Below are 18,320 nucleotides of genomic sequence, written 5' to 3'. Positions count from 1 at the left end.
GAATGGAAATATTAAAACGGCAATTGACGGAGGTCGCCGCGCCTCCCTACGGCGAAATTCAGGCGGAGCGAGTGCTGGTGGCGACGGACAGCGCCGAGGCGGAGGAGGCCGCACGCCATATGGGCGCGGCGGTTCTGCGCCTGGATCAGGTCGCGGATGAGGCGGCGATGCGGGCGGAGCTGGCTCGCATCGACGGTGGTCGGGACGTCGTTGCAGTCATTGTCGGTCGCAATCAGCCCCTGGCGTCGCTGACTCAGGCGAGCTGGATGTCCTGTAGTCGTCGCAGCCTTGAGCTGCTGCGCTGGGTATTCGCGCAAAACCGTCCAATGCGTCTGCTGTCATTTCATGCTCAGGAAGATGCGCTCACCGCGTTATTCGACGGACTGGCGCGCTCCGCCTGCCTGGAAATGCCCCGTTGTGTTTTCACTTCCGCACGTATTCCCTCTGGCCCCATTGGCGCTTCTTTATCCGGTCGTATCGCCGCTGCGCTCGCCTGGCCGGGACGCCGCCTGTGTTTTGATGAGACCGGCCTGTCTTTGGAATCCTGGATCGCCGCCGGGCAGGGTGACGCCGGAGGCGTCCCGTTCAACCATGGCGACAATATCGTGCTGATTGGCGGCGCTGGCGGCGTGGGTCAGGAACTGATCCGCGTACTGCAATCCTCCCGTCGTCTGAATGTATTCGTATTGGGCCGTAAAGCGCCTGACGCCGCATTAACGCAGACCTTGAAGGCGTATGGCGTGAGAAGCTACCTGCGCGTCGACGCCACGGACTATGGCGTGCTGAAAGCGGCTTTCACCCATATTGAGCAGGGATTCGGCGCTATCAAGGCGGTGTTTAACCTGGCCGGAACCCTGGACGACTGTCTGTTTCACAACCTGAATGCGGAGCGCCTGCACAGGACGCTGCTCGCCAAAGTCGGCGTGGTGTTGAATCTGGCGGCGTTGCAGCAGGATTACCGGCCGCAGTACGTGGTCAACTTCAGTTCCCTGACCGCGACCATCGGCAATGTGGGGCAATGCGCCTACGGGGCGGCCAATGAGTTCGTCGAACTGGCGTCGGAGCAGCTACCCAACTGGTATAGCTTCGCCTGGGGCCTGTGGCGCTCCCAGGGCATGCAAATGACGGACGAATCAGCGCTGCGCCCTCTGGAGCCGCAGCCGGCCTGTGAACGTATGCTGTCCGCCCTGGCCGCGGGAGAACGTCATCTGGTGATCTATGAAGGCGTAGCGGAAGGAATGGGGGCGTTGCGCACGGACATAGTGGTTCCAGCGAGCGAGACGCAATCTCAGGCGTCCACGGACTCTCCTGTATCGACAATGGATCAGGGCGCATTGGAAGAAAAAACGCGCCGCTGGCTGAAAGCAATCTTCCGTCGCCATAGCGGAATAAAAACGCTGAAGGATGATGACAACCTGCTGGACAAAGGCCTCGACAGCGTCGCCAGCATTCAGATCAGCACGGACATTGCAGCGCAGTTGTCGCCCCAGGGCGACTTCAAACTCAGTCGCGCTATCTTGTTTGAGTGTTCCACCATCAGGCAACTGGCGGAGCATTTGATGGAGCGGGCGCAGCCGCTGCTATGCGCCTGTCTGGCGGACACGGACGGCGCTGCGGCGTCCCAGCAAGTGGAAACAGCACCTGCCGAACAAGCGCAAATCGCCGCCACAGACAAAGCGCCTGACGCCAAAGAGGCTAACTCTGAGCTTGTCAAAACTCATGGCGGCGGCGCTGCACCAACGTTGACCAACCAACCCAAACTCTCGACGGACGCTTATCGGGACGACGACATCGCCATCATCGGCATGGCGGGGGAATTCCCCAATGGCGCGACGCCGGAAGCGTTCTGGCGGTCTCTGGCGGACGGCGAAGACGCGGTGCGCGTCATCCCGCAAGATCGCTGGGACTGGCGGCGGGATTACTCCGCCTCCGCGGCGCAGGCGGACGCCGCCTACGGCCGTCATGGCGGTTTTATGCCGGGCGTCGCGGAGTTCGATCCAGCTTTTTTCAACATTGCGCCGGTGGACGCAGAACTGCTTGATCCTCAGGAAAGACGTTTTCTGCAAGTCAGCTACCATGCTCTGGAAGACGCGGGGTACTTTGTTTCCCCCAGCCAGGAGGTGGGCGTGTTCGCCGCCGCCATGTTCGGCCATTATCAGGACATGAACGCCCCCGGCAGGGTCGTGAGCAGTTCCTTCGCCGCCATCGCCAACCGCGTATCTTATGCATTCGATCTGCAAGGCCCCAGCCTGACCGTGGACACCATGTGCTCGGGATCTCTGACCGCGTTGCATATGGCGTGCAACAGCCTGCGTCTGGGCGAGTGCCGCATAGCCCTGGCCGGCGGCGTGAATATCATGGCGCACCCGGGCAAATACCGGCTGCTGTCGCAAGGCAAGTTCCTCAGCGCCAGCGGACATTGTCACGCTTTCGGCGTGGAGGCGGACGGTTATGTTCCCGGCGAAGGCGCTGCGGCAGTGGTGTTGAAGACTGTCGCCGACGCCATACGCGATCAGGACGTGATTTACGCCATCGTACGCGCCACGGCGATTAATTCCGGCGGCAAAACCAGCAGCTTTACGGTTCCGTCAGCGCGGGCGCAGCAACGGGTGATTCAGGACGCTTTGCGAAAGTCCGGCGTGAATCCCGCCCAGGTTAACTACATCGAGGCCCACGGCACCGGCACCAGCCTGGGCGACCCCATTGAACTGCAGGCGTTGCAAAACGCATATGGCGCTGATCTGGAGGGGGCGGACGCGCCTTGTTACCTCGGCTCGGTGAAAAGCAATATCGGGCATCTGGAGTCCGCCGCCGCGATGGCGGGACTCTTCAAGGTGGTCCAGCAGTTCGCCCATGAGCAGCTTGCTCCCACGCTGCATTGCGCCATTGAGAATCCCTATCTGAATATCGAACAAACCCGCTTTCAACTGGTGCGGGAGAAGCAGCCCTGGCCTCTGGCGGGAGCGGCCACCCGCTTCGCCGGGCTCAGCTCGTTTGGAGCGGGGGGCGCTAACGGACACGTTATTCTGCAGCAATATCTTGCGAGTGAGTCCGCTGCGATCCCGGCGCAATCGGAGACTCTTATCGCCTTGTCGGCGCCCAATCGCAGCGGTCTGCGACGGGTGAAACAGCAACTGGCGGCGTATTTGCGCGATCAATCGCAAGTCAGCTTATACAGTCTGAGCTACACCCTGTGCTGCGCTCGACAACACCACGCCGAGCGGGAATGTTATGTCGTGGCGTCAGTTCCCGCATTGATCGACAGACTGGAAGGCGCAAATACGTCTGAAACGAACAGGCCGACGAGCGGGGCATTTGCATCGTTAATGCGCGCCTACCTGCAAGGGGACAGCGTCGACTTCGCTGGCAGCTTTCCAGTGAAATCCCTGCTGCGAGGGGCTCCAAAGTATCCGTTCGCCCGTGATGTTTACTGGGCGCCGACGCTGCAGGCGGAAGTCGTTTCGGCGGTGATTAATTCAGCTAAACAAATCACGCCAAGTTTAGCGCCGACGCCGGACTCGACGCCCGCGGTATTGTTGACGCCGGTATGGCGACACAGGGACCCTCCAGCATTGTTGAAGCCAATCCCGCTGGTGGCGGTGATGGCGCCGTCAGAGCAGGCGTTGCCGTCGATGATCGACGGCGCGCGGGTTCTGCGCGTCAGTCCAGGAACGGCGTTGAGTTTCCAGCACGACGTCCTGACCCTGCGGCCTGATCACCTGGAGGATTTCACCCAGGCGCTGGATTACATCGCCAATGAACTGAATCAGCAAGAGATTTATTGGATTAACTGTAACGTCTCCTGGAGCGACGCGTCGGCGTTGAACCTGGCGAAGGCGATGCAGGACTGTTCGCGCCCTTGCGTAATATTAAATGTCAGCGATAGCCGACAGACCCCTGAAAACATCGCCATGGGCGGGGTTTTCAGAGTGCTGGCGCTGGAAAATACCCCGGTTCGTTACAGGCAGGCGCAGATCGTCAAGCCCGCTGGGTCCTGGGAGTTGGAGGACTGGCGCTGGCTGTTGGCGGAACAGGCCGAAACCGGGGACGAATTCAAGGAAGTGGAACGCCGGGAAGGTGAACAAAGTGAGCGTAGCCTGACCTGCATTGAACCGTCTCAAGGAACGCGTTTGCGTCAGGATGGCGTGTATCTGATCAGCGGCGGCATGGGCATGATCGGCAGAGAAATCGCCCGACGTCTGCACGCGGACTACAACGCCAAAGTGATTCTGGTCGGACGCTCCGCCCTGTCGCCAGAGCGGAAAGCCTGGTTGCAGCAGTGGCCGCAAGGCGAAATCAGTTACCAGCGGGCGGATATCGCCGACCCGGTTCAGGCGGAGCGCCTGATTGCCGAGGTCCTGCAAAAGTACGGTCGCTTAAATGGCGTCATTCAGTCCGCGGGCGTATTGAAAGACGCCCAGGTGCAGAACAAGTCGCTGGCGGACTTCTCCGCGGTCATGGCGGCGAAGGTGGCGGGAACCCGGCAACTGGATCGCTGCACGGCCCACCTGGAGCTGGATTTCTTCTGCCTGTTTTCTTCCATGTCCAGCATCATGGGCAATGTGGGGCAGTGCGATTATGTCGCCGCCAATCGTTTCCTTGACGAGTTTGCGGCGGAACGCAATCGTCGGGTCAAACAAGGGGCGCGCAAAGGCCATACGCTATCCATCAACTGGCCTCTGTGGATCGACGATCAGGATAGCGAAAACCTGATGGATCAATATCGCTCTCTGGCGGATTACCTGCGGCGTCATTACGGGTTTGTTCCGTTGACGCTGGCTCAGGGCGCGGGGCTTTTCATCACCTGGATCAACGGCGTCCCCGATCAGTATGACCAGGTCATGGGGCTGGTGGGCGATCAGGAGAAGATTCGCGAGCATTTCACCTCATCTGCAGTTCAGGATTCCATGCAACAGGACTCCGGACAGCAGGCTAATAACGCCAGTCAAAATATCTCACAGGCCGCCTCCGAAGCGCAGATCCGGGCGGGACTGACTCGTCTGGTGGAAGCCTTAACCAGGCTCTCGGAGGAGGATATCAGCGCGGATAAGAGCTGGGGCGACCTGGGTCTTAATTCCGTCATGATGCAGACCCTGGCGCAGGATATCGGCAAGACCTTTGGCGCTCAGGTTCCGCCAAACGCCTTGTTCAGCTACAACAACATCCAGAGACTGGCGGAATATCTGCAGCAGCARGGCGCCACCCTGGCGGACGCCGACGAATCGGACGGCGCTGCTGCGCAGACTAAAACGGCGTTGTCCGGCGAGTCTTTCCAAACAGGCGTTGTTGCGCTGACAAAGCAGATGTTCGCAGAAGCGCATTCCGAGGAAAAGCATTCAGAGCAACGTTTCGCCATCATTGGCATGAGCGGCGTCCTGCCGGGGGCGGCGGATCTGGACGCATTCTGGGAACTGCTGACGGAAAACCGTAGCGCTATTCGCCCTGTGGCGCGTTGGGGAGAAAAATCCTATTACGCGGGAACCATTGACGATATCGAGCGTTTTGACGCCCGCTTCTTCGGTTTGTCCGCCCGCGAAGCAATGTTGATGGACCCGCAACACCGCCTGTTTTTACAGACCAGCTATAACGCCCTGACCGACGCCGGGTACGCGCCGGCATTACTGAGTAATGTTGGCGTGTTCGCCGGGGTGCAGTTCAACGATTATCAGACCCTGCTGCAGACCTGGGGGCAAAGCTCGCACCCCTACGCCGCCACCGGCAATGCCCATGCCATGCTGGCTAACCGGGTGTCGTACCTGCTCAACTTTAATGGACCCAGCCAGACTATCGACACCGCCTGCTCCAGCGCGCTGGTGGCGGTGAATCGCGGAGTGATGTCATTGCAGCGCAACGAATGCGATGTGGCCTTGGTAGGCGCGGTGAGTCTGCTGATCGACCCCGCCATCAGCGACGCGGCGCAAAGCATGGGCGTACTGTCGCCTGATTACCACTGCGCGACCTTTGATGACAGCGCCAACGGCTATGTACGGGCGGAAGGCGTAGGGTGCGTGGTGATCAAGCGTCTGGCGGATGCGCAGCGTGACGGCGACAGCATTTACGGCGTGATTGAAGCCTCTGCGGAAAACCATGGCGGGCGCGCAAACTCGTTGACCGCGCCAAATCCACAGGCGCAGTCAGCGCTGTTGCAGAAAGCCTACACGCCGGAACTGGCGCAGCGGGTCAGTTACATCGAGACCCATGGCACCGGTACGCAACTGGGTGATCCCATTGAAATCGACGCCCTGCATCAGGCGTTCCGCGCGCTGGCCCCGAACCGGCGCGAGGAGAGCATTGCGCTGGGAGCGGTGAAATCCAATATCGGGCACCTGGAGCCTGCGGCGGGCATTGCGTCGCTGCTGAAGGTGCTGCTGTGCCTTCAACATCAGCGGCTGCCGGCGAATATCCATTTCCATCGCCTGAACCCCATGATTCGCCTCAGCGAAGGCCCATTCCGCCTGCTGACCGAGAATTGCGCCTGGGAGGCGGCGGTCCCGAGAGTGGCGGGGATCAGTTCGTTCGGATTTGGCGGCTCCAATGCGCATGTCATTGTGTCAGAGGGGCAGCCTGCGCCAGTCGTCAAACGGTCGGAGAAGCCTTGCTGGCTGGTGACCCTCAGCGCCAAAACGCCGTACTCCCTGGCGGGCATGGCGGAGCAATTACGGGACCGCCTGCAAACCTCCGATCACGGGTTGGCGGACATTGCTTTTACTCTGAACACCGGGCGCGAAGTGTTTCCTTATCGCCTGAGTTGGATCGCGCACTCCTCTGCGGATCTGGCGGAGCAGATTCGCGGAACTGACGCCGCGCATCAGGAAAAGTGCGCAGGCAAAACTTCGCACTGGACGCCGGACCTGTCGAAAAACGACTGGACGACGTCGATGCGGGAGGCTCAGGCGCAATATCAACAGGGCGCCTTGATTGATTGGACGCCCTTGTTTGCGGACGGCGATTATCGTCGTTTGCATTTGCCCGGATATGTCTTCGATACGAAGCCTTATTGGTTTGAACAGGCGGCGGACAGCGCCGCGATGAAAGAGGTGAATCATGGAAGTTAAAGAGCGCCTTGTCGCGCTGTTTGCAGAGGCTCTATTAGCGGACCCAGGCGATATTGAGACGGCGGCGGAAGTCGCCTCCCTCGGCGTGGACTCCATTCTGGCGGCGCAGCTGAGCAAGCTGATCAACCGCCATTTCGACATTGCGATCACGCCGACGGATATCTACGAGTGCATCAGCATCGACGGGCTCGCCGTCCGCGTCAGCAAGGCGCTGGCGGACAAGCCGCAAACAGGGGCATTGGAGCCATCGAATGAGGCCACGAAGGCGGACCTGTCGAGTGAGGCCACGCAGGTGGCCAGGGGCGAAGATCCGCAAGACGACATCCAGGATGACGCCATTATCCAGGATGACGCCATTGTCGTCGTGGGCATGGCGGCCCAGTTCGCCGGTTGCGACGGCCTGGATGAATATTGGCGGGCGATCATGCAGGGGACTTCCCAACTCACGGCGACAGAGCGTTGGCCTTGTCAGGGAGCAGGGGAGTTTGTGGGAGGCTTTCTGCCCGACTACGACCACTTCGACGCGGGCTTTTTCAAAATCTCTCCCAATGAAGCCAAATGCATGGACCCGCAGCAACGCCTGCTGATGCAGTCCGCGCAGCACGCCATTGACGACAGCTACCTGGGACTGGACGAATTGCGTGAGCTGCAGTGCGGCGTATTCGCAGTCAGTCTGCCCGGCGACTATAAATTCGTGGTGGCGGGGCGCCCTGAACAGGCGTTCAGCACCCACAGCTTTCTTGGCAATGCCACCTCGACCCTGTCCGGCAGGATCTCCTATTTCTATGACTTTAACGGGCCGTCGCTGACCCTGGACACCGCCTGCTCCTCTTCGCTGAGCGCCTTGCATGAAGCCTGCCTTAATATTCAGGCGGGCCATTGCGGCGCGGCGATCGTGGCGGCGGCGTCCGTGTTCAGCACGCCGGAGCTGTTTGAGTTTGCGCAACGCTCCAACATGTCGTCGCCAAGTGGGCGCTGTGCGGCGTTCAGCGACGATGCGGACGGTTTCACGCCTGCGGAGGGATGCGCCTCGATTATCCTGATGCGCTACGGAGAAGCCAAAGCGCGGGGGCTTCGCGTCTACGGCGCGATTGTCGCCACGGGCTTGAATCATGACGGCAAAAGCAACGGTTTAATGGCTCCCAACGCCCAGTCGCAAAGCAAGCTGATCCGCGACCTCTATTGTCGTCACGAGGTGGATGTCGAGCGGCTGGCTTATGTGGAGACCCACGGCACCGGCACCCATTTGGGCGATCCTATTGAGATGCGCGGATTGACCGAGGCTTTCAAACACAGCGGCAAGGACTACGACTGTCTATTAGGCGCGGTGAAGCCGATTATCGGCCACACTCTGGTGTGCTCCGGGCTCGCCGGCGTCATCAAGGTGCTGTTGAGTTTCAGGCACGAGACGATTCCGCCGTTTCCGCCTCTGCGCAAAACCAATGCACTGATCGACTTCGCCGGCTTTCGCATGAATTTCGGACCCCAGCCATGGCCGCAGGATAAAACCTTGTGCGCAGTCAGCGCCTTTGGTTTTACTGGTTCCAATGGCCATGTATTACTGCAGAAAATGCCCTCTGTAAGGCGGAAATCGAATGACCGCTGGACAGGGGAGGCGCTGCCGTTTTGCCTCTCGGCGCAGAGTCGCCACAGCCTGATCGCCAGTATCGCGGGGCTTCGTCAGCTAGTCGGGACATTGGCCGAGGATGCGCTTTATGACCTCAGCCAATTGCTGTTGCGTCGTCCCCGCTATGGACAGCACTGCGTCGTTATCGCCGCGAATAAGTCAGATTTGCTATCCGCACTGGCGCAACTGACGCACGAGCTGGATGCCGGAGAAGCGTTGCGAAATGCGCCTTTGGCCGTGCGAGAACTGACCCTGTCGACGGAAAAACTGGCCCTGATGACGCTGTGGCGGTCGGGGGAGCAGGGGGAAGTGCGGCGGCGATTGGACGCGGTCGTCTCACTGAATCCAGACGTCAACGCGCCGGCGTATCCGTTTGACGGCAAGCGTTATTGGATTGATGACCGGGAAGACGAGCAAGCTGCCGACGCTTCTGCGTTCACCCAGGCTGATTCGGCGCTTTCCACCGAAGCCATTGTAGAAGAGCTGCGCGCCGCGGTGTCAGACCTGCTGGGGTTTGCGCCGGATGAACTGCCCAGGGACGTCTTAATTGAAGATCTGGGGCTGGATTCCCTGTCCGCCCTGAAACTGCTGGCCCCCTATCAACAGCGCGGCCCCGGATTGCAGGCTCACGACTTGTTCAAGTATGCAACCCTGGCGGATCTCGCCGCCGCCATTGCTGCGTCAGGCGCCGCGTCAGGAGTTGATAGCGCGGCTGTCGTGGAGGAGAAAGGAGAAACGAAAGCGCCGAAAGAAAGCGCGTCTCCGACCGCATCCGGCCCTATGGCGCAATGGCTGAGCTATGGGGAAGGGCGGCCCGTTATCCTGGCGCCGCCTCTGAACACCAGCGCGGAGGCCTGGACACAGCAGATCAATGCCCTGACTCAGTCCGGGCGACGGGTGCTAATTCCGATCTATCCCGGCCATAAGGACTGTCCTTTCGACGCCGCGGCTTTCTCGTTGGAGAGACTGGCGGAAGACATGGCGGTTTTTATTCAGCAGGAGTTCAACAGCGGCGTCGTCGATCTGGTGGGCTGGTCTCTGGGGGGATGTCTGTCCTGTCTGATCGCCATTCACAACCCGGATCTAGTGCGTTCGCTGACCTTGATCAGCACCGCGCCGAGCTTCGGCGAGGACGTATTCGGCAACACGCTGGACCTGCATGATGAACTGAAGGCGCATCGCGACATGCTGGAGATCGTGTTTGACGGCGCGGAGGATATTGTCGCCAGCCTGGGCGCCGGCGCGCCAATGAGCGTGCTGCGTTATTACTACGACGCGCTGATGCGCTTCGACGTCACTGCGCGCCTTGGCGGGATCGCTATGCCGGTGTTGTTGACGCACGGACAAAACGACTGCGTTATCGATGAAGCCACATTCGATCAGTTACGCCGCATTCCTCAGGCCGCCGAACTGGTCGTGAAGGGACACGGACATTTTATCCCCCTGACTGCGAGCCGGTTTTTTAATACGCAATTACTCCGCTTTCTCAATGGGGAGGTTATCGGTTAAGACGAAGACGTTTCGGCGCAGTGACCAGGATTCAGAAGCCAATAAAGCGCCAAATCAAATAGCCAATAATGGGAAAAATATAGGGCGTCCTCCTAGGGCGCTCCAGTACGAGAGGTTTTATGACAAACATAAGGATGTTGAGTTTAATCGGCATTTATCTGGTTATCTTCATTGATAATCTGGGCGCCAGCCTGATTATTCCCATGTTGACGCCCATCGCCCACGATCCCGTGGCTGGGCTGATCAGCGAAGGATCGGAAGGTTTCCGCAACGGCGTATACGGCGTTGCGCTGGGGGCGTTCTCCATCGCCATGTTTTTTGGCGCGCCCTTGCTGGGCGCTTTGTCTGATGGCCTGGGACGGAAGAAGACGTTGCTGCTGTGCCTGAGCGGTCTGGCGATGAGCTATGTCCTGCTGGCGCTCGCCCTGGCGTTCAAGAGCCTGTGGCTGTTCATGGCCGGGCGGCTTATTGGCGGTTTCTTTTCCGGCAGTCTGCCCGTCGCGCAGGCCTCCATTATCGATGTCACTGAGGAGAAACAGCGGGCCAGGTACATTGGCTACATCATGTTCTTTGTCTCCCTGGGTTATGTCGTCGGCCCGTTGATCGGCGGTTATCTGAGCGATCCTGCGCTAGTTCCCTGGTTCAATCTGCAGACGCCTTTTATCTTTGTGGCGGCGCTGTCCGTGGTGAATTTGCTGATCCTGCTGCTGGTGTTTCAGGACCAGCAAGCGGACGCCGAGAGCCGCGCGATGACGCTTCCCAACCCCATTGCGAACCTGCTCGACGCAGTCAGAATCAAGGATATCCGCACTTACGCCTTGCTCCTGCTGTTGATGCTGGTGGGCTGGAATACCTTCTTCCAGTTTATTGGTCTGTATCTGACAGGCGGGCTCGGTTTCGGCCAGCAGGAAGTGAGCAGTTTCGTCTCCTGGGTCGGCTTTGGCCTGGCGGCGGCGTTCCTGTTTCTGGTGGGCGCCGCCATGAAAATGCTGAAGCCGCTTGGCATGGTTGGACTGGCGTTGGGCCTGATGGCGCTCTGCATCGGCGGAACTCTGCTTAACACCCATCCCTATGTGCTGTATCTGCTGGCGGTATTGGGCGCGGTGGGCTTTGGCCTGTCGTACAGCGGCTTGATGGCGCAGTTATCCATGAGCGTCGATGCGAGCAGGCAAGGCTCAATCATGGGAATGGCCGCCGCCATCGCCGCCTTCAGCGCAGGATTCTCCGGCTTCGCCTTTGGCTTTGTGGCCAATATCAGCGTCAGCGCCCCCATCGTCTCGGCGCTGCTCTGCGTCTGCCTGGCGATTCTGGTTTGCTGTAAAGAACAACTGAGTCTGGCGCGGCAGGTGAAATACGCGGATTAGCAAAATAATAAACAACGCTGTCCCGTTAACGGTCAGCGTTTGAATGTCGCCGCCTGATTGTCGGGTTGTTTAAACGAAAAGCAGGCGGCTTATGCATCATGATGTAATCAACCCGACACTTTGATCCATGTCTTTATATCCGCCTGCCAGCTATAACCGAGAAGCTTTAATCTGTTGGACCTTATTCTTTTAAAATTAATATCATCCGAATCAGGAAACATGACGCTCATTCCCTGACGAAAGTTATCAAATTGATCGCCGAACAAAGCCTGATCAAACTCCGTTATTTGCTGCGATGAAAACAGACGAGAAAAAGCCTTAAGCGCTTCTCAGGGGAATCGCACTTCGTTTTTGCTTGAAATTCCATTAAAACGGCAGGAAATTGCTAAAGATACGATCTTAGTGAAATACGCTGTAGAAGCGAATCCCCGGAAACCAAAGCATAGTGGGTTAAAGCAGCGAATTTGAGATATTGGGCGCCACTTTCACTTCTCATGGCAGAAAAAATATGGTCGATTATTCACCGCATAGTGCGATTTGCCTGCCTTGTAGGGAACACTAAGAGCTTTTTGATAGTACACAAAGATGTTAAAAGCATCATTGAAGAAAAAGCGGGTAACAAGGATGTAGAATACTTTCCTTTTACCATTCATAATCAGAATTACAAGCCACACTCAGAAGATTATTGTTTTATTAACCCTCTGATAAAGCTGGATTGCCTTGATATCGAAGCCAGTGAGGTGCAATCTTGGAAAGATACCGATAAGGTTTTGGATGTAGGGCAGTTTATTCTAGACCGGAAGAAAGTTGAGAATGCTCCTACAATTTTCAGAGTGAAAGAAGAGATATTTACTTGCGTTGTTAACGAAGACCTGGCTAACGCTTTTAGGCAAAAGGGTTTCACCAATATGATCTTAACTAAGCTACAGTATGCCAACGAAGATTAATGAATTTCTATAGGCTGAGCACAATTGGCAATATGGATGATGAGGGTTTAGTGGTGTTAGACCACTCGCCAGTAGGCATAGGCGCTCACTACAGTAGGCTTCGAGGAGGGAAGGCCGTTAAGGATTATTACCCCGAAAATGCCGTTGTTCATATGTCCGAAGACAGAGAGGGTTTGAAGCTTGCTTCTTTAATCGGTAGCACGGAAAGTTATTTAATTCTTCACAAAGACGTAAAAGCGATTATTGAATCCAGGATCGGCAACGACAATATCGAATACTTTCCCTTCACGCTACTGAACCATAAGAATAAACCACACACTGGCGATTACTTCTTCATCAACCCCCTGACTATTATGGATTGCCTGGATACTAAGGCCAGTCAGGTAAAGTATTGGAGAGATACCGATAAGGTTATTGATATTGGGGAGTATATTCTCGATACCAAAAAGGTTGAAAACGCACCCGCATTATTCAGGGCCAAAGAACATGTGTCTTCGTATATTATAAGTGAAGAGCTTGTAAATGATTTTATTCAAGCTGGCTTTACCAACTTGATTATGACAAAGCTAAAGTACTCTGACGACACTTGATGGATTATTTTGAGTTAGACTCACTAGGAGATTCGGACGATCAGGATCTCTGCATTCAATTAAAGAAGAGCCCATAACAGTCCTTATTAGGGGGGGAGGGGCGTACTCTATGAATTTACTGTCAACTATTCAACCATATAGTGCGATTTGCCTTGAGCGCTTCCTTTTCCCAGGTTTCGTCGAATTTCTTCTTTTCACTAATGAGTTCTGACACGAAAAGCTCTCCCTTTCTATATGTCGCTATGTCGCCGAGTAGTCTAAATCAGGCTTGCAGGGCCTGTCAGCAGGGCTTTGGGATCATACGAAACAGGTTGCAACGGCGCATGATTAAAATATGAAAATCTATCATTGGTGATGCAGATTAAGTTGCATATTAATTCGGATAATTCTTCATACATCGTTATCCCGTATGGGTTATAAACATTGCCCTAATGGATTGACTGTGAACTTATGTTAATGTTCGCCTGGGATACGGATAACGGAAACACCGCATTAATTTGATTGCCGCGCCAGCGGTTATTGGCTTGATGCATTTCGGTTATTCGACTTAATGGATGAGGTTCTGGTTTCGGCGACAAAGATAGCAATGCCGAACTTTTTACTTAATTTATCTATGTCGAATCTGAAACGTTTAAGAGTAATTTTGGATGTGGGATTTCTATGTCTGTTTGAAGCATAGATTCCTAACGCCTTTAAACGGGGTTCAGGCGAGCCAGAGCTAAGAATCAATGCACTGTGGAAGACTATAAAATGAACTTGGGTGACACGAATAATCATACTGACGAGCCGACGCGCGGCTCAGTCTTAAAACGCAAGAGGGCGCTTTCCATCCTGACGACCGTCGCGGCGCTGACGTTTTATCAGAGCGCCATGGCGGTGACGGCGGTCGGCGAGGGCGAGATGACGCCGATTGGCGATTCCGGTTTTGAGACGCCGGATGTTCCCTCGGGAGGCTATCAATATCTGCCCAAAGGCGGCGAATGGGCCTTCGCCGATAGCGCGGGCATTACCGAAAACGGCTCTGCGTTTACTTCATGCAATCCCGCCACGCCTCAGGGCCAGCAGGCGCTGTTTATCCAGCAGACGGGGCAGGTGCAGAAAACCATTACCATCCCTCGCGCAGGCTCTTACCGCGTCAATCTGCGTGGAGCGCAACGGGGCTGCATCAACTCTTCTCAAGGGCAAACGCTGCGGGTATCGCTCGCCGGCAGCCAGGTTGGCCGAATCCGCCCGCAGGACACTAACTATCGCCTGTATCATTCCACCACGATGTGGCTGGAGCCAGGCAAATACCAATTATTATTGAGCGGCCTGAGCGCAAGCGGCGATAACACCGCCTTTGTCGACGACGTGCAGTTGGAGAAGCTGCCGGTCTGGTCGGAGGCGTCGTCCTGGCTGGAGAACTCGGTTCCCGGGCCTGGCGAAGAAGTCTACATTCCCGCTGGCTCCACCATGGTATTGGACAACCTGAACGCGGCGAGTGTGATCATCAACGAGGGGATTCTCACCGCGCCCGTCAACCGCGACTTTACGCTGGATGTGGCGGAAATCCACGTCATGGCGGGCGGCTTATTGGAGCTGGGCCGGGAAGAGGCGCCGTTTAATGGCCAGGGCGTGATTACCTTGCTGGGAGATAATCCGGCGGCGGAATCCAAGCTGATTCACGCCATGAACGGCGGCCGTATCGAAATGCATGGCCAGCCCCAGCGATCCTGGACGCAACTGGGCGCTTCCGCTGCGATTGGCGACAACAGCATCACGCTGAAAGAGACCGTGAACTGGCGCGCGGGGGATCGCATTGTCATCGCCTCCAGCGACTTCGACATGAACCATGCCGAGGAATTCACTATCGTCAGCCTGAGCGGCGACAGAAAGACGCTCACGCTCAATGACCGCCTCGCGTACAACCACTTCGGCAAACTGCAGCAATACAGTGACAATGGACAAAGCTGGACGCTGGACGAACGCGCGGAAGTGGGCCTATTGTCCCGTAATCTCCGGATTCAGGGGGACGCAGACAGCGGTCGCATCGCCTATGGCGGCAACATCATGGTGATGCGCGGCGCTTTCGGTCGTCTTTCCAATGTGGAGTTGACCCGCATGGGGCAGCGCCGCAAGCTGGGACGTTATCCTTTCCACTGGCATTTGGCCGGCAACGCCGCCGGGCAATACATTCGCAACTCCAGTATCCACCACACCTACAATCGCGCGATTACCGTTCATGGCACCAACAACGCCTCAGTGGAAAACAACGTCTGCTACGACAACCTGGGGCATGCCCTGTTCATGGAGGACGGCAACGAGACCGGCAACCGTATCGTCGGCAATCTGGGCATGGTGACTCGCAAGCCCGCACCGGAATACGCGCTGCTGCCCAGCGATTTCACCAATGGCAGATTGAGAAACGCCAGCGGTCCGTCCACCTTCTGGATCACCAATCCCAATAACATCGTGCAGAATAATCACGCCGCCGGCTCCGACGGCTCCGGTTTCTGGTTCGCCTTTCATCAGAACCCCAACAGTCCGGTGTTCGTTCCGGGGCTGAATCCCAATGTGCAGAACCTGCCTGCCGGCGCTATTGACAATAACACCGCGCACTCCAGTTTCCACGGCTGGTTGCTGGGTATGGCGCCCACCCCCAATGACGCTTCGCAAACGCCTAACCTGAACAATGACTACATGCCCCAGCAGGAGCCGGTCATTAATGGGCTGACGGTGTACAAAAACTACCTGGGGATGTATTCCCGAGTGGGCGGCAATCGCGGCAAAAGCACTTACAACGACCTGATCGTGGCGGATAACTATGAAGGCGAAGCCAGCACCTGGGTGACGGACTATAATCGCGTGCTCTGGGTGGGCGCTTCGGAAAACTACGAGCCTGTGGCGCCGCTGGGCCTATCCGCCTCCAGTGGCGTCATTGGTATGGCGATTGGGCATATTCTGTATGACGGGCCGGTGCGTATTCGCGATTCCCATTTCACCGGTTTCGAGCGGGATAATTTCACCCTGTTCGATCAATGGGGCGCCAACATCAAATACTCCGGGCACTCCCTGCACAACACCACGGTTTCACCGGGCAGTTATCAGGTGCGCTATCGCAACGACTACATTGGCCCGGTCTGGTTCAACGGGGCGATTTACGATGTGGACGGGACATTCACCGGCCAGCCCATGACCGCCATCACCCAGGACCATCCCATGCTGGTCGACGGTAACAGCAGCCGCATCAAAGACGGACTGAGCGGCATGGAAAGTCGCCGTCGTTTCGCCTACGTGGAAGTGCGTCCCTCTGATGAAATCTGGCTGCCGCCGGCGCCGCTGGTCAGCCGCAGACGTCAGGACAGCACCTTTTTCCGTAGCGACGGCGCGCGCTATACCGAATCCCGCAAGGAAATCGAAGGCGTCAGTCTGCTGCCCATGGTCGATGGCGCGTATAACTACAGCTATATCTACCATGATCAGATTCCCAGCATCACCCGCTTCGATTATCACAGCATGAGCAGCGGCGAGTATGTGACTTTGGAGCTGCCGGGCGTGGCGCCTAACGTGTATGTCTATCTGGGAACGCCGGCGGCGCAATACGGATTCTCCGGTCCGCTGATTCAGTTGGGTTCGGTCGGCGCCAGGGCGGCGTTGCGCGCGTTTGACGGCAACGCCTGGGCTTATGAGAACGGCAGTTTGTTTGTGCGCTTCAAAGCGCCTGCTGGCGCGGATTTCAGAAATCCCGGCGAACTGGGCTCTATCTTCGTATGTTTGAATCCCGGGTGCGCGCCAGGGGCCAATCGTCCGCTGGCTCCCAATGTTTATGTGTTGAACAAACAAGGCGGCGCCAGAACCACGTTCCAGAAGCTGTTGCGCAGCAAGAGTTTCATCTCCACCGCCGCGCAGAACAGCGCGCTGGAAGCCGCTAACGAAGCCTGGCAGTTCGATATGACGGACTGGGATCGCGATGGCTACATGGATATCGCCGGCTTCAAAAAGCGCAACACCGGCACGGGGACGATGGAGGTGCATATCATGGACGGCAAGAGCGGGCTGCAGCGTTTTATCTTCCAGTCCGGCACGGCGCTGGGCTACATGAACGTCAACGATCACATGGCGATACGGGACTACAACGGCGATGGCCAGCCGGACATCTGGGCCATCCTGCATAACACGACGGGCAGTGGCCGCACGGAAGTGCACGTGCTGGACGGGAGAAACCCGCAGAACTTCCTGTTGCATGACGCCACAGGACTGGGCTTGCGACCGAACTCGTCGGATGAGTTCCTGATCAGCGATTATGACCGCGACGGCAGACCCGACCTCTGGTACATCGCCAAACGAGGCGGCTCCAACAGAACGGAGGTGCACATCCTGAGCGCGCAGAGCGGTTACGATAACTTCGTCGTCCACTCCGCCACAGCGCTGCACGCCACCGATGACAACTGGAGCTTCCGCGTGTCTGACTTCAATGGCGACGGCGCGCCGGACCTGATCGGTTTCAAACGCAATGGCGTGAACAGTACGGAAATTCATGTGCTCAACGGCGCAAACAACTTCCAGAGCTTTCTGTTCCAAAGCGCCACCGAACTGCCCAAAGGCACCGCCGACAACGTCTACCTGATTAGCGATCGCTAGCCTTTCTCATGCGCCGGAGTCGAACTGAACTCCGGCGCTCATTCCACGAAAACTGTTGGATGGCGCTTCGCTTATCCAACCTACAACTAACACCCCTCCCAAAGTAGGTTGGAAAAGCGCAGCGCCTTCCAACATCGAACGTTCAAAACTACCACGGCGTTCAAACTTTCTTCTCAATAAGCCCCGCAAAGAACCGCGCTGTATTTTCGTTTCACGAAAACAGTTGGATGGCGCTTTGCTTATCCAACCTACAACTAACACCACCTCCCAAAGTAGGTTGGAATAGCGCAGCGCCTTCCAACATTCGAACGTACAAGATTACCGCCGCGTTCAAACTTTCTTCTCAATAAGCCCTGCAAAGAACTGCGCTGTATTTTCCGTTCTTCGAAAACAGTTGGATGGCGCTCCGCTTATCCAACCTACAACTAACACCCTTCCCAAAGTAGGTTGGAAAAGCACAGCGCCTTCCAACATCGAACGTACAAGACTACCGCCGCGTTCAACTTTTCTTCTCAATAAGCCCCGCAAAGAACCACGCTGTATTTTCGTTTGACGAAAACAGTTGGATGGCGCTTTGCTTATCCAACCTACAACTAACACCACCTCCC

Annotated in this window: 6 protein-coding genes; all 6 read left to right on the top strand. The window is 56.9% G+C overall.

Annotated elements, in window-relative coordinates:
* The first annotated feature begins 2 nt into the window (after positions 1-2).
* The 6 genes from KP814_RS27010 to KP814_RS26985 all read left to right on the top strand — a co-directional run bounded on the left by KP814_RS27010 (position 3) and on the right by KP814_RS26985 (position 17,712).
* Complete coding sequence (locus KP814_RS27010) at positions 3-7,055, top strand: SDR family NAD(P)-dependent oxidoreductase (protein ID WP_216739696.1); 7,053 nt, start codon at positions 3-5, stop codon at positions 7,053-7,055.
* Positions 7,045-10,191 (top strand): alpha/beta fold hydrolase, encoded by a 3,147-nt coding sequence (locus tag KP814_RS27005; protein WP_216739695.1) that lies wholly within the window; start codon positions 7,045-7,047, stop codon positions 10,189-10,191. Before KP814_RS27010 ends, KP814_RS27005 begins: the two co-directional genes overlap by 11 nt.
* A 119-nt stretch (positions 10,192-10,310) precedes the next feature.
* Positions 10,311-11,555: an MFS transporter gene (locus tag KP814_RS27000; protein WP_216739694.1), complete on the top strand. Its 1,245-nt coding sequence runs from the start codon at positions 10,311-10,313 to the stop codon at positions 11,553-11,555.
* A gap of 494 nt (positions 11,556-12,049) precedes the next feature.
* Positions 12,050-12,502 (top strand): imm11 family protein, encoded by a 453-nt coding sequence (locus KP814_RS26995; protein WP_216739693.1) that lies wholly within the window; start codon positions 12,050-12,052, stop codon positions 12,500-12,502.
* A gap of 32 nt (positions 12,503-12,534) precedes the next feature.
* On the top strand, positions 12,535-13,092 hold the full coding sequence (locus KP814_RS26990; RefSeq protein WP_253938665.1) for an imm11 family protein: 558 nt from the start codon (positions 12,535-12,537) through the stop codon (positions 13,090-13,092).
* A gap of 750 nt (positions 13,093-13,842) precedes the next feature.
* Positions 13,843-17,712, top strand: a complete 3,870-nt coding sequence (locus tag KP814_RS26985) for a G8 domain-containing protein (protein ID WP_216739692.1) — start codon at positions 13,843-13,845, stop codon at positions 17,710-17,712.
* The last annotated feature ends 608 nt before the right edge of the window (positions 17,713-18,320 follow it).

Source organism: Hahella sp. HN01, from assembly GCF_018986435.1.
Taxonomy (GTDB): domain Bacteria; phylum Pseudomonadota; class Gammaproteobacteria; order Pseudomonadales; family Oleiphilaceae; genus Hahella.
The sequence above is the reverse complement of the archived record's forward strand: the minus strand, read 5'-3'. Positions and strand labels throughout refer to the sequence as shown.